15 protein-coding genes are annotated in these 16156 nt (G+C 61.7%); 9 read left to right on the forward strand and 6 right to left on the reverse strand.

Annotation, left to right across the window (positions count from 1 at the left end; all coding sequences use genetic code 11):
• Positions 1 to 9: 9 nt before the first annotated feature.
• The 4 genes from AC07V4_RS12945 to AC07V4_RS12960 are packed head-to-tail and all read left to right on the forward strand — an operon-like array spanning position 10 to position 4145.
• Complete coding sequence (locus AC07V4_RS12945) at positions 10 to 1356, forward strand: TolC family protein (protein ID WP_493075394.1); 1347 nt, start codon at positions 10 to 12, stop codon at positions 1354 to 1356.
• Positions 1356 to 2486: an ABC transporter permease gene (locus tag AC07V4_RS12950; RefSeq protein ID WP_492636903.1), complete on the forward strand. Its 1131-nt coding sequence runs from the start codon at positions 1356 to 1358 to the stop codon at positions 2484 to 2486. The genes AC07V4_RS12945 and AC07V4_RS12950 overlap by 1 nt, the downstream gene beginning before the upstream one ends.
• Before the next feature lie 7 nt (positions 2487 to 2493).
• A complete protein-coding gene (locus AC07V4_RS12955) occupies positions 2494 to 3246 on the forward strand; it encodes an ABC transporter ATP-binding protein (protein WP_492636902.1) in 753 nt (250 codons plus the stop codon).
• The gene (locus tag AC07V4_RS12960; RefSeq protein WP_492636901.1) at positions 3243 to 4145 is read left to right on the forward strand and encodes an HlyD family secretion protein; all 903 of its coding nucleotides are present in this window, start codon (positions 3243 to 3245) and stop codon (positions 4143 to 4145) included. The genes AC07V4_RS12955 and AC07V4_RS12960 overlap by 4 nt, the downstream gene beginning before the upstream one ends.
• Before the next feature lie 37 nt (positions 4146 to 4182).
• On the opposite strand, the gene AC07V4_RS12965 is transcribed toward AC07V4_RS12960, so the two are convergent.
• From AC07V4_RS12965 to AC07V4_RS12980, 4 genes are read right to left on the reverse strand one after another with little or no spacing between them, the layout of a single operon-like run.
• The gene (locus AC07V4_RS12965; RefSeq protein ID WP_492636900.1) at positions 4183 to 5043 is read right to left on the reverse strand and encodes an efflux RND transporter periplasmic adaptor subunit; all 861 of its coding nucleotides are present in this window, start codon (positions 5041 to 5043) and stop codon (positions 4183 to 4185) included.
• A 10-nt stretch (positions 5044 to 5053) separates the two neighbouring features.
• Complete coding sequence (locus tag AC07V4_RS12970) at positions 5054 to 5254, reverse strand: DUF1656 domain-containing protein (protein WP_058422933.1); 201 nt, start codon at positions 5252 to 5254, stop codon at positions 5054 to 5056.
• A complete protein-coding gene (locus AC07V4_RS12975) occupies positions 5244 to 7421 on the reverse strand; it encodes an FUSC family protein (protein WP_492636899.1) in 2178 nt (725 codons plus the stop codon). The genes AC07V4_RS12970 and AC07V4_RS12975 overlap by 11 nt, the downstream gene beginning before the upstream one ends.
• Positions 7422 to 7431: 10 nt before the next feature.
• The gene (locus tag AC07V4_RS12980) at positions 7432 to 9027 is read right to left on the reverse strand and encodes an efflux transporter outer membrane subunit (protein WP_492636898.1); all 1596 of its coding nucleotides are present in this window, start codon (positions 9025 to 9027) and stop codon (positions 7432 to 7434) included.
• Positions 9028 to 9149: 122 nt separating this feature from the next.
• On the opposite strand from AC07V4_RS12980, the gene AC07V4_RS12985 reads away from it, so the two are divergent.
• The 5 genes from AC07V4_RS12985 (at position 9150) to AC07V4_RS13005 (ending at position 13657) form a co-directional block, all read left to right on the forward strand.
• The gene (locus AC07V4_RS12985) at positions 9150 to 10118 is read left to right on the forward strand and encodes a LysR family transcriptional regulator (protein WP_492636897.1); all 969 of its coding nucleotides are present in this window, start codon (positions 9150 to 9152) and stop codon (positions 10116 to 10118) included.
• Positions 10119 to 10329: 211 nt separating this feature from the next.
• Positions 10330 to 11304 (forward strand): 2-hydroxyacid dehydrogenase, encoded by a 975-nt coding sequence (locus AC07V4_RS12990; protein WP_492636896.1) that lies wholly within the window; start codon positions 10330 to 10332, stop codon positions 11302 to 11304.
• Between the two features lie 112 nt (positions 11305 to 11416).
• Complete coding sequence (locus AC07V4_RS12995) at positions 11417 to 12319, forward strand: chemotaxis protein CheV (RefSeq protein WP_492636895.1); 903 nt, start codon at positions 11417 to 11419, stop codon at positions 12317 to 12319.
• A 3-nt stretch (positions 12320 to 12322) separates the two neighbouring features.
• Positions 12323 to 12805, forward strand: a complete 483-nt coding sequence (locus tag AC07V4_RS13000) for a GNAT family N-acetyltransferase (RefSeq protein WP_492636894.1) — start codon at positions 12323 to 12325, stop codon at positions 12803 to 12805.
• A gap of 108 nt (positions 12806 to 12913) precedes the next feature.
• Entirely contained in the window at positions 12914 to 13657 is a 744-nt protein-coding gene (locus tag AC07V4_RS13005) for a YkgJ family cysteine cluster protein (protein WP_492636893.1), read from the forward strand.
• Here the strand turns inward: AC07V4_RS13005 and AC07V4_RS13010 are convergent.
• A complete protein-coding gene (locus AC07V4_RS13010; protein WP_492636892.1) occupies positions 13627 to 15228 on the reverse strand; it encodes a methyl-accepting chemotaxis protein in 1602 nt (533 codons plus the stop codon). The genes AC07V4_RS13005 and AC07V4_RS13010 overlap by 31 nt on opposite strands.
• A gap of 108 nt (positions 15229 to 15336) precedes the next feature.
• Positions 15337 to 16125 (reverse strand): transporter substrate-binding domain-containing protein, encoded by a 789-nt coding sequence (locus AC07V4_RS13015; RefSeq protein WP_492636891.1) that lies wholly within the window; start codon positions 16123 to 16125, stop codon positions 15337 to 15339.
• Positions 16126 to 16156: the final 31 nt, after the last annotated feature.

Genomic DNA, 16156 nt, shown 5'->3' on the forward strand with positions numbered 1-16156 from the left:
TTGGTAGCAGTGACTGGCTGTTCAGTAGCTCCTCTACCGGCGTTAAAGCCACCCACGCCAGAGGCATGGCGTAACGCGTCGTCTCCTCTGTCGCCGCTCAAACCTGACCTGACTCAGTGGTGGCGTGCATTCAATGACCCCGAACTCGATACCCTGGTGGATCGGGCCTTGCAAAACAATCTGAATGTCGCAGCGGCAATCGAGCGCCTGCGTGCCACGCGTGTCCTGACCCAACATTCACAGTCCCCCTATTTACCCTCGCTGGCGATAAAGACCCACGATGCCATAAGCCCTGACACCAGCACTTCGTACTTCCTGATCGGCTTCGACTCGCAGTGGGAGCTTCCATTGTTTGGAGCCAAGCAAAGCGCCGATCGCCTGGCCCAGGGCAACGAAGCATTGGTACAAGCCGACTTGCGCAGCATCCAGGTCTCATTGGTCGCGGAGGTCACACGGCATTGGATTGAACTGCGTTCGGCGCAGCAGGCAGAACGTGCGCTGACGGCCATCCGTGACACTCAGCGTGAAAAACTGCGGCTGTTGCAGGTGCGCGAACAACTCGCACTGGCACCCCACTCTGACGTGGTTGGCGCGCAGGCTGATCTGGCGCGTGCCGAGATGATGCTGACCGGGCCGCGACAACTGATTAACCGCAACGCACAACAGTTGGCACTACTGTCCGGCAAACCTGAACCCGACGCTCTCTGGCTGCAGCCCGGCCCGCCACCCACGCTTGGCCAATGGCAACTCAACGGTGTACCGGCGGACCTTTTGCGTACTCGTCCGGAAATTGCCAGCGCTGAAGCCGAGGTCCTGATGGCCGCCGGGGAACTGGGGATGAGCCGAGCCGATATGTACCCGCACCTCAGCTTGGGCGCCTCGTTGCAGTGGTCGCTGAACATTGCCAGCAATCGCAAGCACACACCCAGCGGCAACAGCATTTTCTCGGCTGGACCCGGGATTAATATCCCATTGCTCGACTGGGGCCAACGTGCCGCGACGGCGCAAGCCAAGGACCATCAGATGCAAGCGGCGGTCCTGGCTTATCGGCAGGCCGTCTTGCAAGGCGTCGCAGAAGCCGAGATCGCCATGGGTGATCTCGAACAAATGCGTCTACGCGAACAAGCGTCCCGCCAGGTCTATGCCGAGACGCAAACCCGTCTGGATGCGTTGCAACAGCGGGCTACCCTGGGGCTGATGAGCACACTGGATCTGGCGACGGCCCGGGTGGAAGCGCTGCATGCCATGCAACAGGCCGACAGCGCGAGTACTGAACGAGGTATCGCCTATATAGCGCTCTACAAGGCGCTCGGCGGAGCGCCATTGCCGGCGACGACGTTGAAGGATGCTGACTGATGGTAGCGCTTGCCCGCCTGACACTGATCCATGAGTGGCGCCGCTTCCTACCCGCGATGATTGCGGTGGGTTTCGCAGGCTTGCTGCAATTGCTCCAGGCCGCCCTGGTACTGGGGATCTTCGGCAGTGCCAGCCTCTATATCACCGGCTCCACGGCTGACCTTTGGGTCGGCTATCCCGGCACCCAAAGTGTCAACCTCGGAAGGCCGATCGACCCAGGGGTAGAAATGCGCTTGCGCATGGATGCCGACATACTCAAGGTGGAATCGTACCGCTGGGTAGACGCCGACTGGCGCGGTACACGAGACACCGGTGGCGTGTCGGTCTTTGTCTCCGGTATCGATGCCGGGCCACACGGCATGATGTTTGGTCGCGTACTGTCGCCGGAGCTGCGTGCCCGCCTGGACGAACCCGGTGCGGTGATCGTTGATCGGGCCGACCTGGACAGCCTGGGCGTCAACCTGGGGGATACCGCGACCATCAACGGTCATCGTGTCCGCGTGGTCGGCGTCACCAGCGGCTTGCGTGCGCTGGGCGGGGTGAATGTGCTGGCGTCGCTGTCCAGCGCTCGGCAACTCGACACCACGGCCACGACTGACGGCATTACCTACCTGGTGGCGAAGCTGCGCGATCCCGCCCAGGCGGATGCGGTTGCCACGCGCCTGGGCACCGGTTCCGCGTTCGGCAGCTACGCCGTATGGACAGCAAAAGAGTTCGCCCAGCGCTCGCAGATGTATTGGATGTTCGACACGGGTGCCGGCGCCGGCGTGCTATTTCTGGCGGCGATTGTCTTCCTCGTGGGCGCGGTGATTACCAGTCAGACGCTGGTCGCCGCCATCGTGGGTTCAATCCGCGAATACGCAACCTTGAACGCCCTTGGCGTCGGCGTGAATGCCTTGCGCAAAGTGGTGATGGAGCAGGCGTTCTGGGTCGGGGCACTGGGGCTGCTTGGCAGTTCGGTCCTGGCCGGCCTCTTCTTCGTACTGGCGGGGCACTACAACGTGCCGGTGGAACTCTCGCCCGTCGCGGCCCTGGCTTGCCTGTTCCTGAGCATGATCCTGGCACTTGTGTCGGGCCTGGCGGCCATCCGTACCTTACGCCACGCCGACCCAGCAAGCCTTTTGAGATAGACCGCCCATGAGCCTCCTGACTTCAGCCACACCCGTCACGCTTCAAGCCAGCGGTATCAGCAAATCGTTTACCTCAGGTCGAGTCGTAACCCCAGTGCTGCATGATATTAGCCTGACGATACATCCCGGCGAACTCACCCTGATCTCAGGTCCGTCCGGCTGCGGTAAAAGTACACTGTTGGCCATTCTCAGCGGCTTGCAGCGACCGGACCAGGGTAGCGCGACAGCGCTTGGGCAAGACCTGGCCAGCCTGGATACTCGGGCGCTGGAGCACTTTCGCCTGCAGCACACCGGCTTCGTCTTCCAAGGCTTCAACCTGTTTCCAGCCTTGACTGCGCTGCAACAGGTCGAGTTGCCGTTGAGCTACCTCGGGCTACCGGCAAGGCAAATACGACAACGCGCCATCGAAGCCCTGGAAGACGTCGGGCTGGGCCCGCGCATGAAACTGCGCCCGGCCGAATTATCGGGCGGCGAAAAACAGCGCGTCGCCATTGCCCGCGCCGTGGCCAAGGCCCCGCAGTTGTTATTCGCTGACGAGCCCACCAGTGCCCTCGATGCCGCTAACGGCCAAATCGTGATCGACATTTTGCACAGGATCGCACGCACGCGTGGGACCACGGTGCTGTGTGTCAGTCACGACCCCCGCCTGATCAGCAACTCCGACCGGGTATTGACCATAGAAGACGGCCGCATCTTGAGCGATCACCCCATCCCCTTCCAACCGGCCACTGCGGCCGGAGCCCAGGAACACTCCGTATGAACGCGCGTTCGCTTCGCCCATGGCTGGTTCTAAGTACCGCACTTTTGCTGCTGACCGGCTGCTCCCGTGAAGACCCACCTTCGAAGCCGGCGGCATCAACCCCGACTTACCTCGCGGTGGCTCGCGGCCGTATTGATGTGGAAGGCGGTTTGCTCAAGCTCGGCATCACTCGCGACGGCGTCGTTGCCGAGATCAAAGTCAGTGAAGGTGAGCATGTCAAAAAGGGCCAACTGCTCGCCACCCTGGACAGCGAACTGGCGCAACTGGCCGTCAGCGCCGCACAGACCGAGCAACAACAGGTTCAGGTTCAAGCCAAACAACTCGCAAGACAGCTTAAGTTTGCCGAGCAGAAGGCCAGTCGCCTGACAACGGCAGCCACTGCAGGCGCGGGCGACAGGCAAAGTGCCGATGAGGCTCATGAAATCGCCGAACGGTTACGCGACGATATTGAAAGAAATAAAGGAGAGGCCGACGTTGCAGCGAGAAAACTGACGGCTGCTCGCTACGAACTGGCGAAGCGCAGTCTGCGGGCGCCGATAGACGCCGAGGTGGTCCGTCGCCTGATCCAACCTGGCGCCACGGTCTCTTCACAGTCCGGGCCGGCCTTTGTCTTGCTGCCGAACCAGGCACGTATCGTGCGGGCCGAGCTGAATGAATCGTTCACCGGCGCGGTACTCCCTGGCATGAAGGCTGAAATTACGGATGACAGCGGCAATGGTTCAGCCCCCCTGTCGGGCCACGTTGTACGCATCAGCTCGGTATTGGGCAACAGCACCCTTGAAGAGGATGCATTGGTCAGGGCCAACATGCGCACAGTTGAATGCATATTGGCTTTCGATCAACCACCGCCGGAGTCACTGCGGGTGGGTCAACGCATGCTGGTGCGGTTCGGGCCTTAGGTCTATCTCATGAACAGGCAGCGCGGCTTGCACATTCCTAGTGGTGTGTTGGGTCGACGATTACCGTGCAAGTAATCCCCGCTGCCAGCAACACCCCTTCCGGTACTTCATCAATATGAATCCGCACCGGCACCCGCTGGGCCAAACGCACCCAGTTGAAGGTCGGATTCACATCGGCAATCAACTCGCGACTTTCGGGGTTGTCACGGTCATAGATGCCCCGCGAGATGCTTTCCACGTGGCCCTTGAGCGTCTCGCCACTCATCAACTGCATATCGGCTTTGTCACCGACTTTGACGTGGGGCAGCTTGGTTTCTTCGAAGAAGCCATACACCCAGAACGAGTTCATATCCACCACGGCCATCTTGGCTTCGCCGATGCGTGCGTAGTCGCCGCGATGCACATTGAGGTTGGTGACATAACCGTCGACTGCCGCGACCACTTGCGTGCGTTTCAGATTCAGTTCAGCCGCTTCCAATTGCGCCAGCGCGTGTTGGTAATCCGCCAACGCCGAGTCAGCGATGTTGCTGGCGTCGTCACGGTTTTCCTTGGAGATCACCAGCGCATCCAGGTCAGCCCGGCGATGCGCGTTGACCTTGCGCATCTCCCAGGTGGCTTTGCGTGAAGCCACCAGCGATTGCGCCTGCTTGACCGCGATGCGGTAGTGCTCAGGGTCGATCTGCATCAGCAGGTCGCCTTTTTTAACCAACTGGTTGTCACGCACCGGCACGTCGACCACTTCCCCGGTCACGTCGGCGGCGACGTTGATGATGTCGGCGCGCACACGCCCGTCGCGGGTCCACGGGGTTTCCATGTAATGCACCCACAACGTGCGGCCAATCCAGATCGCCAAGGCCAGTACCAACAAGGTGGCGAGCAGGCTGAAAAACTTTTTCATCGGGGCATTCTCAACGGTAGACGGTCAGCGCCAGGGCGCCGAACAGGCAAACGAACAGGCTCAGGCGCAGCAACGCCGGGTGCCAGAAAAAACGGTACAGGTCGAACCCGGCCAGGAAGCGGTCCACGCCCCAGGCCAGCCCCGCCGCGATCAGGAACATCAGGGTCATGGTCGGCATGTAGATGCCGTGGAACGCGATTTCACGGGGCATGCGCAGCTCCTTTGAAGGCAGCGAGTGGCGATTGCGGGTCCAGCAACGAAGTGCGGATAAAGTGCAGGTAGCTTTTCACCCGGCGCAGGGCCGAGGTGTCGAAGTGCGGGGCGAAGGGTTCGTCGGTGGCCTGCACGCGGCTGATGGCATGGTCGACGGCGATCAGGCCGCGCTCCAGGTTGCTCGCGCTGGGTTGCAGGAACAGCCGCACCAGCGAGCGCCCCATCACGCGGATCGCTTGGCGCCACGGTTGGGATTCGGCGTACGCCGGGTGCACCGGCAAGATCGCCTGTTCCTTGCGCAGTTCGATGATCGCGTGGCCGACTTCCAGCACCACGAACATCCAGCGCAGCAGGTCGCGCTGTACTTGTGGCTGGCCCGCGGCAAGGCCGTAGGCTTGGTGCAGCAAATCGCGGGTGCGGCTTTCAAAGCTCGACGCCAACCCCTTGAGCTTGCCACTGATGGCATACACCACCTGCTCGCGCAGGTCTTGCTCCAGGCGGCGCCACAGCCAGCGGCTGTTGGGCGGCAGGATGATCGCCCCCGCCGCCGCGCAGACCAGCATGCCGATGACCATGGCGATGTAGTCGTTGATAAAGGTGTAGGGGTTGTAGATCGTCAGGTTGTCCGGCACCGAGCCGGTGCTGAAGAAGATCAGCAGACCTACGCCGACACCGGCGTACTGCGGGCGTGAAGCGAGGAACGCACCGAAGATGATCACCGGCGCGAGCATCACGCATAACAGCGGGAACCCGTCGATCCACGGGAACACGAAAAACATTTCGACGAAGCCCACCAACGCGCCGATCAAGGTGCCGCAAGCCATTTGAAAGGCCATGCGTTTCGGGTTGGGCGTGGCGGCGGACAGACCAACGGTGGCGGCGGCGATCAGGGTCATCGTCGCACCGCTGGGCCAGGCAGTGGCCACCCAGTAACTGCCCAGTACGATCAGGATGAACGACGCGCGAATCCCTGAGGCGGCGCAGGCCAGCCAGTTGGTTTTCGGCGTGTAGGGCTCGTCCCAGTCTTCCCGTGCGTGACTGTGGTCGGCCAGGGAAGCGTGGGTCAGCGCGTAGTTGTGCAAGTCGTCGACGAAGCGATACAGCAACTCGTAGGCGGTGTGGAAATCCAACTGCTCGGCGTCGCTTGGGTCTTCCTCCTGAAAGGCTGCACGCAAGGCACGCACCTTGGCGGGCAAGCTGTCTTTGTAGGCGCTGAGTTGAGTCACCAGCCGCGCCGCATCAGGACTGGTGAGGGCACGACCGGAGAAACCGTCGAGCACTTCGGCCAGATCCTGCAGTCCAGGTTTGATCGCCGCGACGACGTGATCCGCTGCATCCGTGCGCAGCCGCTCCAGCAGTTGATGCAACGCATTGAAGCGCGTGGTGATGCTCATGAACTCGCTGTTGAGGCGACTGAGCCGGCCATTGCGCCGCCGCATATGCGGGTCTTCGAACACGGTGACGCTGCGCAAACCTTCCAGGCCCACGGCTTCGGCGATGAAACGCACGTTGCTGGCCTCGAAACCTTCGCGCTGGCTGCGCCCACGCAGGCCATCGGTGACGAACAGCGCGAACACGCCAAAGCGTTGGTACAGCGCGTTGCGCATGGCGGCACTGGAGGTCTGCGGCAGGATCGCCGCGCTGACCAGCGTGGAGCACAGAATCCCCAGGGAGATTTCCAGCACGCGCCACACTGCCGCCATGAAGGCACCGTCCGGATGGGCCAGCGCGGGCAAACCGACCATCGCCGCCGTGTAGCCTGCCAGCACGAAACCATAGGCGCGGAAGTTGCGGTTACGGGTGGCACCGGCAGTGCAAATACCGACCCAAATCGCCAGGGCACCGAGGAACAGCTCGGTGTTCTGCGCAAACAGGGCGATCAGGAACACCATCACCGCCGAGCCCGCCAGGGTGCCGAGGAAACGGTAGAAGCTCTTGGCAAACACCTGGCCGCTTTGCGGTTGCATCACGATGAACACCGTGATCATCGCCGTGCGCGGTTGCGGCAGTTCCAGGCGCATGGCCAGCCATAACGTGAGGAACGCGGCGATCAGCACCTTGAAGATGTAGACCCAGGTCACGCCGTCGCTGCGTGCCCAGTCGAAAAAGCCACGGCGCCACTCAAGGGAATGCAGCCAGCGCAGCGGTGCAGGCAAGGGAGTCATCAAATCCTACTCAGTGATCAAACACGGCGAGTGCCGCCGGGGTCTTGCTCGGGAGGGTCTTGGCCGGTTGTGGCACATCGTCGCCGGCCTGGATGCCGCCACCCAGGGCCGTCACCAGCTCGGCGTGGGCGCTCAAGCGTGCGGCCTGCACCTGTTGCTCGACCTGTTGCTGGCGGAACAGCAGGGTCTGGGCGTTCAGCACGTTGAGGTAATCGGTGAGGCCGCGTTGGTAGGCGATCATCGCGATGTCATAGGTTTTCTGTGCCGAAGCCACCGACTGCGCGGCGAAGGCCGATTGTTTGTCCATGGACTCGCGGCGGATCAGTTGGTCGCTGATGCCCTTGAGCGCGTTGACCAGGGTCTGGTTGTACTTGGCCACGGCGATGTCATACCCGGCACTTGCCTCGCCCAATTGCCCCCGCAGCCGGCCACCGTCGAAGATCGGCAAGCTGATCGCCGGGCCGACGTTGTAATTGAATTTCTGACCGCTGAGAAAACCGAGCATAGTGCCGCCGGTAGCCATATAGCCGAGGCTGCCGACCAGGTCGACATTGGGGTAGAAACCGGCATGGGCCACATCGATACCCCGGGCCTGGGCCGCCACCTGCCAACGGCTGGCGACCACGTCGGGGCGCTGGCCGAGCAATTGCGCAGGCAGGCTGGAAGGCAGCTTCAGCGCAGCGGCGAGGGACAGCGTCGGGCGCTGCAACGTCGCGCCTTCCCCCGGGCCTTTGCCCGCCAATGCCGCCAGCTGGTTGCGGCTCAGGGCGATTTCTTCGTCGAGAGCATCCAATTGGCGGTGGGTTTCCGGCAATGGGGTCTCGGCCTGGCTGACGTCGAAATGCGTGCCGATCCCGGCGTCCAGGCGCTTGTTGGCCAGGTCGAGGATCTGCTGTTGCTGGGCCAGGGTGGCGGCGACGATATCGCGGCTGGCGTAGTGCAGCGACAGCTGGATATAGGCGCGCACCACGTTGTTCTGCAATTCGAGCTGGGCTTGGCGCGCTTCGGCGACGCTCATGTGGGCCAGGTCAACGGCCCGTTCGGTGGCGTTGCTTTCGCGGCCCCACAGGTCGAGGGCATAGCTCAGGCCCAGGGTGGAATTGTTGTCCCAGGTGTTCGCGCCGCTCAATTCTCCCGGGCCGTAGAACTGATCCTTGGGCCAGTTGTGACGTTTGAGGGTGGTGTCGCTGTTGATCTGCAACGACTCGGCCGACTCGGCAACCCCCGCCATGGCCCGCGCTTCACGCACCCGTGCGGCGGCCATGGCCATGCTTGGGCTGTTGTGCGTGGCGAGTTCGACCCAGCGGTTCAGTTGCGGGTCGCCGTAGGCCTGCCACCAATGGGCTGTGGGCCAGTGGGCGTCCTGGGCGGCGCTCTGGATGGCTTCGTCGGTGGCCAGGGTATTGGCGTCGAGGGTTTGGCCTTGTGGGGCGATTCCTCCGGTTCCGATGCAGCCGCTGATTGCTAACGATAAGGCGCAAACACTGAGAGCCTTCAGCCCTCTGTTAATGAGAGTCTTCAGCTCTCTGCTGATGCAAAGCGGCACGGCAAGCGAATTCCTGAGAGGGTGGAGCGGGGAAAGTGGCGCAATTCTAGGCGGCGGCATGGGCAACGATAAGCTGGCATTCCTGTGAATCTTTGTTACCGTTCAGGCGATAATCCGTTGGTAGGGATCACTGGACGGCGTAACTTTCTGTCACAATTTGTTATCTCCCTTGAGAACACTCCATGGACACTTTGCAAAACATGCGCGCCTTCAGTTGTGTGGCCGAAGCCGGCAGCTTCACCGCCGCCGCCGTGCAACTGGACACGACCACTGCCAACGTCTCGCGCGCGGTCTCCAACCTTGAGGCCCATCTGCAAACCCGCTTGTTGAACCGCACCACCCGCCGCATCGCACTGACCGAGGCCGGCAAGCGCTATTTGCTGCGCTGCGAGCAAATCCTCGCGTATGTCGAGGAAGCCGAGGCCGAAGCCAGTGACGCCCACGCGCGCCCCGCCGGGCAGCTGAAAGTGCACACCATGACCGGCATCGGCCAGCATTTCGTGATTGATGCGATTGCCCGCTACCGCCGTACCCACCCCGACGTAACCTTCGACCTGACCCTGGCCAACCGTGTGCCGGACTTGCTCGATGAGGGTTATGACGTGTCGATCGTGCTGGCCAGCGAGCTGCCGGATTCGGGTTTCGTGTCCCAACGCCTGGGCATCACCTACAGCATCGCGTGCGCCTCGCCGGATTACGTCAAGGCCAAGGGTTGCGCGCAGCGTCCACAGGATTTGCTCAACCATGCGTGCCTGCGCCTGGTCAGCCCGGTGATTCAACTGGATAAATGGACCTTCAACGGCCCCGAAGGCCAGGAGAGTGTGGCGATCAACACCTCGCCGTTCCTGGTGAACTCGGCCGATGCGATGAAAACCGCGATCACCAGCGGCATGGGCGTCGGCCTGCTGCCGGTGTACGCCGCCATCGAAGGCCTGCGCAATGGCACGTTGGTGCGGGTGATGCCGACCTACCGCTCGCAAGAGCTGAACCTGTACGCCATCTACCCTTCGCGCCAATACCTGGATGCGAAGATCAAGACCTGGGTGGAATACCTGCGCGGCTCGCTGCCGGAGATTCTGGCGGCGCATCAGGCGGAACTCGCGGCGTATGAGCTGACAGGTGGCCTGGGCACGGCTCGTCTGGTGAACTGATCTCTGTCAGGCAACAAAGATCCACTGTGGGAGCTGGCTTGCCTGCGATAGCGGCGGATCAGCCATTGTGATGTTGGCTGAAACACCGCCATCGCAGGCAAGCCAGCTCCCACATTTACCCTGCCCGCTTTAGATCTGCAGTGTCCTGACAACCGTGGCCAAGAATGTTAGCGTGCTTGGCATTCTCCCGTAGTCGATGAGCCCGCCTGCAATGAAAAAGACTGTCCTCGCCTTCAGCCGTATCACCCCGCCCATGATCGAACGCCTGCGGCAGGAGTTCGAGGTGATCGTGCCCGACCCCAAGCGTGGGGACATCAACGCTCAATTCAATGAAGCCCTGCCCCACGCCCACGGTCTGATCGGTGTGGGCCGCAAGCTAGGCCGTGCGCAGCTCGAAGGCGCGAGCAAGTTGGAAGTGGTGTCCAGTGTCTCGGTGGGCTACGACAACTACGACGTGCCGTACTTCAACGAACGCGGGATCATGCTCACCAACACCCCCGATGTGCTCACCGAAAGCACCGCCGACCTGGCTTTCGCCCTGCTGATGAGCAGCGCGCGCCGTGTGGCCGAGCTGGACGCCTGGACCAAGGCCGGTCAGTGGAAAGCCAGTGTCGGCGCACCGTTGTTCGGTTGCGACGTGCACGGCAAGACCCTGGGTATCGTCGGCATGGGCAATATCGGCGCGGCCGTGGCTCGACGTGGGCGGCTAGGCTTCAACATGCCGATCCTGTACTGCGGCAATAGCCGCAAGACGGCACTCGAACAGGAGTTGGGCGCGCAGTTCCGCAGCCTGGAGCAGTTGCTGGCCGAGGCCGATTTCGTCTGCTTGGTGGTGCCACTGAGCGAGAAAACCCGTCACCTGATCAGCACGCGGGAGTTGGCGCTGATGAAGTCCAGCGCGATCCTGATCAATATTTCCCGTGGTCCCGTAGTCGATGAACCGGCACTGATCGAGGCCCTGCAAAACCAGCAAATCCGTGGTGCCGGCCTCGATGTGTATGAGCAGGAGCCATTGGCTGAATCGCCGCTGTTCCAACTGAGCAATGCCGTGACCCTGCCGCATATCGGCTCGGCGACCCATGAAACCCGCGAAGCCATGGCCAACCGCGCCCTGGACAACCTGCGTAGCGCGTTGCTGGGTGAACGCCCACAGGATCTGGTGAATCCGCAAGTCTGGAAGGGCTGACATAGATCCCCTCCCACATTGACCGAGTTCAACAAAAGATCCGGTTAAAGCCTGGCTCTCCCAAGTCGATAACTCTGTATAGATCGTCATCCCTGATCCACAGAAGGTTTTTATGTCCACCACCAAAGCCCGCGCAGACTCACTCTCGCTTCTGCTCTTTACCTTGCGCAGCGGCAAGCTGATGGCGATCAACCTGCTGAAAGTCAGTGAAATCATTCCCTGCCCGCCGCTGACCCGGTTGCCAGAGTCTCACCCCCACGTCAAAGGCATCGCCACCTTGCGCGGCGCTTCGCTGTCGGTGATCGACCTGAGCCGAGCCTTGGGTGAAATGCCGTTGCAGGACCCGGACGGCGGCTGCCTGATCGTCACCGATGTCAGCCGGTCCAAACAGGGCCTGCATGTGCAGGCGGTGAGCAAGATCGTGCACTGCCTGACCACCGATATCCGCCCTCCGCCCTATGGCTCCGGCGGCAACCGTGCGTTTATCACCGGGGTCACCCAGGTCGAGGGCGGATTGGTGCAGGTTTTGGATATCGAAAAGGTCATCCACGGCATCGCACCGGCGCCGATTGAAGCGGCACCGACCGACCTGACCATGGAAGAAGCCGAAGTACTGGGCAATGCGCGCATCCTGGTGGTGGATGACAGCCAAGTCGCGTTGCAGCAGTCGGTGCATACCCTGCGCAACCTCGGCTTGACCTGCCACACCGCACGCAGCGCCAAGGAAGCCATTGATGTGTTGCTGGAGCTGCAAGGAACAGCCGAGCAGATCAACGTGGTGGTGTCGGACATCGAAATGTCCGAAATGGACGGTTACGCCCTCACCCGCACCTTGCGTGAAACCCCTGACTTCCAGGCGCTTTATGTGCTGTTGCATACCTCCCTGGACAGCGCAATGAACAGTGAGAAAGCGCGCCTGGCCGGTGCCGACGCGGTGCTGACCAAGTTCTCCTCGCCCGAGTTGACCAAATGCCTGGTAGTCGCCGCCCAGACCGTGGCGCAAAAAGGTCTCTGAGCCATGAGTGCGTTCTTCCAATTGCTGCGCCGTGACCTCACGGGCAGCTTGCCCGCGCCGCAGTGGCCGGCGGGAATCCTGCTGGACCATTACCGCGACGAACTGGCCCCCGCCATCCATTCGGTGTTGTGCCTGACCCAGGATCAAGGTGGTGGCCGCGTGGCCAGCCTGGAAAAATGGCAACAGCAGTTCATCACCGATGCCGAATTCGACCCGACACTGTGCCTGGTGGTCAGTAACAGAGAGGGTGTGCTCGGTGTGGCGCAATGCTGGACCAGCGCCTTTATCAAGAATCTCTCTATTCATCCCTGCGCCCAAGGCCAGGGGCTGGGCCGAGCCCTGTTGTTGCATGCCTTCCAAGTGTTCAAGCAGCGCGGCGAACCCTGTGTGGACCTCAAGGTATTGGAGAGCAACCTGCGCGCCCGGCAGTTGTATGAAAGCGCAGGGATGAGATTTGTCCTTCGCGATACAGTGCCCGAGGACTGACAGGCACTGGCGTGCAACTTGCTTCAAGAGAGCCCGAATGGTGGATAGAGGTAAAAACCCGTCACCGTTCCCGTGTGCCCTCTGACCTTGCCTGGTGACAGATCCGCCATGAACACTCACTTTTCCTGCGTAGGTTGCGGCAAATGCTGCAGCGACCATCACGTCCCCTTGACCCTCGACGAAGCCCGACAGTGGGCGGCGGACGGCGGTCATATCATCGTTCTCGTCGAAGGTTTCCTGGCCAGCGGCCTGGGTTTGCCACAGCAGCAACGCGAACACGCCGAGCGCCGTTCGGTGGTGGTGCCCAGCGGCAATGTCGAGGCCTTTGTGGCAATCACCTTCGCCGCTTACAACGCCGGGCGCTGCCGGAATCTTGACGAAGACAACCGCTGCCGCATCTACGAGCGCCGGCCGCTGGTGTGTCGTATCTACCCGATGGAGATCAACCCGCATATTCCGTTGAACCCGGCCGCCAAGGATTGTCCGCCGCAATCCTGGGAACAAGGGCCGGCCCTGATCGTCGGGGGTGAGCTGATGGACCCGGAGTTGGTCGAATTGATCCGCCGCTCGCGCCAGGCTGACCGCGATGACGTGCAGACCAAAGAGGCGGTGTGTGCCTTGCTCGGCATTCGCACTACAGCGCTGAAGGGGGATGGATTTACCGCCTACTTGCCGGACATGAATGCCTTTGCCCAGGCGCTTGAGTTGGCGGTTGATCGGCCATCCGTGGCCAATGAGTGGGTGTTTCATGTGTCCGGGATGGATATCGCCGAACAGGTATTGGATGCCGGGGCGCAAATCGCGACCGAAGTGCCGGCCAACTACGCCTTCATCTCCTTGCGCGCCACCTGACCGCGGCGGCCCCAGAACTCCTGCGCCAACTGACGCAGGTCTTCCGCCAGCGCCGCCACATCGCCTGAACTGAGTTGGCTCTGCTGCCCGGCGCTGACCGTGGCTTCGCCAGCGTTGCGGATGTTGACGATATTGCGGTTGATGTCCTCGCTGACGGCGCTTTGTTCCTCCACAGCCGTCGCGATCTGCTGGCTCATGGCCGTGATCTGGTTGACCCGCTGGCTGATGCCGTCCAACGCTGCCGCTGCCCGCTGCACGTGTTCGACACTGGCGTCGACATGCTCGCTGCTATGGGTCATGGCTTGCACAGCATCGCGGGCGCCGCCCTGCAGTGTGCTGATCATGCGCTGGATTTCATTGGTCGATTGCTGGGTACGTTGCGCCAGGCCACGCACTTCATCGGCGACCACGGCAAAACCACGTCCCTGCTCACCTGCTCGCGCAGCTTCAATGGCCGCGTTAAGGGCCAACAAATTGGTCTGCTCGGCAATCGTACGAATCACATCCAGCACACCGCTAATGTCCCCGCTGTGGCCTTCCACCTGATGAATCACCTCGGTGGCGTGTGCCAGCTCCTGGGACAAGCGCAGCACCGCGTCGCGGCTTTCACCCACGCGTTGATGACCCTCGCGGGTTTCGCTGCCGGCCTGGTCCGCCGCCCTGGAGGCCTCCAACGCATGACTGGCGACCTCGGCCACACTCGCGGCCATCTGGTGGATAGCGGCCGCCACCTGGTCGGTCTGGGCTTGTTGGCCAAGGGTGCTGGCGTGGCTGCTGTCCAATTGCTCGACCAGGCGGGCGGCATGCCCCGACAGGCGCTGTGACGCATCACCGATCCGCCCGACCACCGCCCCCACCTGGGCTTCGAGCATTTGCAGGGCAAACTCGATCTGCCCGCATTCGTCGTGGCGACCGGTGTAGATCGCCTGGCTCAAGGGGTTGTCGGCGATCAAGCGGGCACGCTGACTCAACTGCGCCAGCGGGCGAGCAATCGTCCTGACCCCGACAATGCCGATTGCACACCCGCCCACCAGCCCCATTAACTGCCATACCAGCGAGTAGGCCGCCAGGCCCAGGCACAAAGCCCCGGTCACCGCGCCAGTGCCCGCCACCCATGCCGACAACTTTACGCCCATGCCGAGGGCAGGCAGGGCCTGACGCTTACCCGCTCGCAACTGCGCGTAGGCACGCTCCGCCACCACCACACTGCGCGCATCTGGCTTGGTGCGCACCGACTGATACTCCACGGCGATCCCATCCCGAGTGACCGGGGTGACATAGGCGCTCACCCAATAGTGATCGCCGTTCTTGCAACGGTTCTTGACCATGCCCATCCATGAACGGCCGCGCTTCAAGGTCTGCCACATATGCGCGAACGCCACGGGTGGCATATCCGGGTGGCGCAGCAGGTTGTGCGGCGAACCGATCAGCTCATCACGGCTATAGCCGCTGACGTCAATGAAGTCTTGGTTGGCGTAGGTAATCGCGCTGGTCAGGTCGGTGGTCGAAAGAATGTTGGCGTCGGGGGCAAAGTCCACATTTCGACCGGTGACCGGCAGATTGATCTTCATGGATAAGCGCGCTCGTAATTATTGGAGGAGTCGGCAGGGCCGTCGACTCTAAGCGCACCAATGGGGTAAAGATTGATCCAGCTCATGTTCCGCGCAATTAATTAGCCATCATGGGCAGGAATGCAGCGCGTTAAGACGGTAAGGCGCAAGGATGCGTTGGTATTCACCGTTCTGCATCAGTTGCTCAAGCGCATGATTGAGTTCACTGAGCAACGCCGTATCGGTTTTGCGCACCGCAATCGCTACGCTGTTGCCCAACAGATCCGCCGAGACAACGGGGCCGACAAAATCGAAATCCAGGCCATAAGGCGTGTCGAGCAGTGCTGTGCGAATTTCCGCCGAGCCTTGCAGGGTCGCATCAATATCGCCCTCGACCAGGCTGCGAACCAGTTGGTCATTGAGCCAGAAGCTCTCGATGATCACACCCGCCGGCGCCCACTGCGACAGGGCAAAGGCTTCACGATTACTCTTTACCAATACCCCGACACGCTTACCCTTGAGCGACCGTCGGTCAGGGGTCAAGCCCGATGATTTACGGGCCACCAGGCGGGTAGTGATCGGGTAGAGGTCATCGGTGAAGCTCACCCACTGACGCCGAGCCGGCGTAGGTGTCATACCCATGATTGCGTCGAATTGTCGGGCCTCAAGAGCGGGGAAGTTTTCCATGACCACTTGGTCAACCCAGGTGCAATGCACATTGAGCTGCACGCATAGGGCGTTGCCCAGTTCAATATTCAGCCCCACCAACTGGCCTTGCTGATTACGGCTTTGAAAAGGAGGGAAATGGGCGGCGACAGCGAAGCGGATTTCGTGTCGGGGTTGATCACTGGCAGTTGCAGTACTGAACATGACGAACAGCGGTAACACGGCAAACGCAGCACAGAGCTGTTTCAGCATCCGGGGATATCCTTTCCAGAAAAGCCTGCCT

This window comes from Pseudomonas sp. GW821-FHT03A09, from assembly GCF_059421065.1.

What these genes read in the sequence shown, in the direction of transcription:
- AC07V4_RS12950 (WP_492636903.1), top strand. Translation starts at nt 1,356, where the DNA reads ATGGTAGCGCTTGCCCGCCTGACACTGATCCATGAGTGGCGCCGCTTC.
- AC07V4_RS12955 (WP_492636902.1), top strand. Translation starts at nt 2,494, where the DNA reads ATGAGCCTCCTGACTTCAGCCACACCCGTCACGCTTCAAGCCAGCGGT.
- AC07V4_RS12960 (WP_492636901.1), top strand. Translation starts at nt 3,243, where the DNA reads ATGAACGCGCGTTCGCTTCGCCCATGGCTGGTTCTAAGTACCGCACTT.
- AC07V4_RS12965 (WP_492636900.1), bottom strand. Translation starts at nt 5,043, where the DNA reads ATGAAAAAGTTTTTCAGCCTGCTCGCCACCTTGTTGGTACTGGCCTTG.
- AC07V4_RS12970 (WP_058422933.1), bottom strand. Translation starts at nt 5,254, where the DNA reads ATGCCCCGTGAAATCGCGTTCCACGGCATCTACATGCCGACCATGACC.
- AC07V4_RS12975 (WP_492636899.1), bottom strand. Translation starts at nt 7,421, where the DNA reads ATGACTCCCTTGCCTGCACCGCTGCGCTGGCTGCATTCCCTTGAGTGG.
- AC07V4_RS12980 (WP_492636898.1), bottom strand. Translation starts at nt 9,027, where the DNA reads ATGCCGCCGCCTAGAATTGCGCCACTTTCCCCGCTCCACCCTCTCAGG.
- AC07V4_RS12985 (WP_492636897.1), top strand. Translation starts at nt 9,150, where the DNA reads ATGGACACTTTGCAAAACATGCGCGCCTTCAGTTGTGTGGCCGAAGCC.
- AC07V4_RS12990 (WP_492636896.1), top strand. Translation starts at nt 10,330, where the DNA reads ATGAAAAAGACTGTCCTCGCCTTCAGCCGTATCACCCCGCCCATGATC.
- AC07V4_RS12995 (WP_492636895.1), top strand. Translation starts at nt 11,417, where the DNA reads ATGTCCACCACCAAAGCCCGCGCAGACTCACTCTCGCTTCTGCTCTTT.
- AC07V4_RS13000 (WP_492636894.1), top strand. Translation starts at nt 12,323, where the DNA reads ATGAGTGCGTTCTTCCAATTGCTGCGCCGTGACCTCACGGGCAGCTTG.
- AC07V4_RS13005 (WP_492636893.1), top strand. Translation starts at nt 12,914, where the DNA reads ATGAACACTCACTTTTCCTGCGTAGGTTGCGGCAAATGCTGCAGCGAC.
- AC07V4_RS13010 (WP_492636892.1), bottom strand. Translation starts at nt 15,228, where the DNA reads ATGAAGATCAATCTGCCGGTCACCGGTCGAAATGTGGACTTTGCCCCC.
- AC07V4_RS13015 (WP_492636891.1), bottom strand. Translation starts at nt 16,125, where the DNA reads ATGCTGAAACAGCTCTGTGCTGCGTTTGCCGTGTTACCGCTGTTCGTC.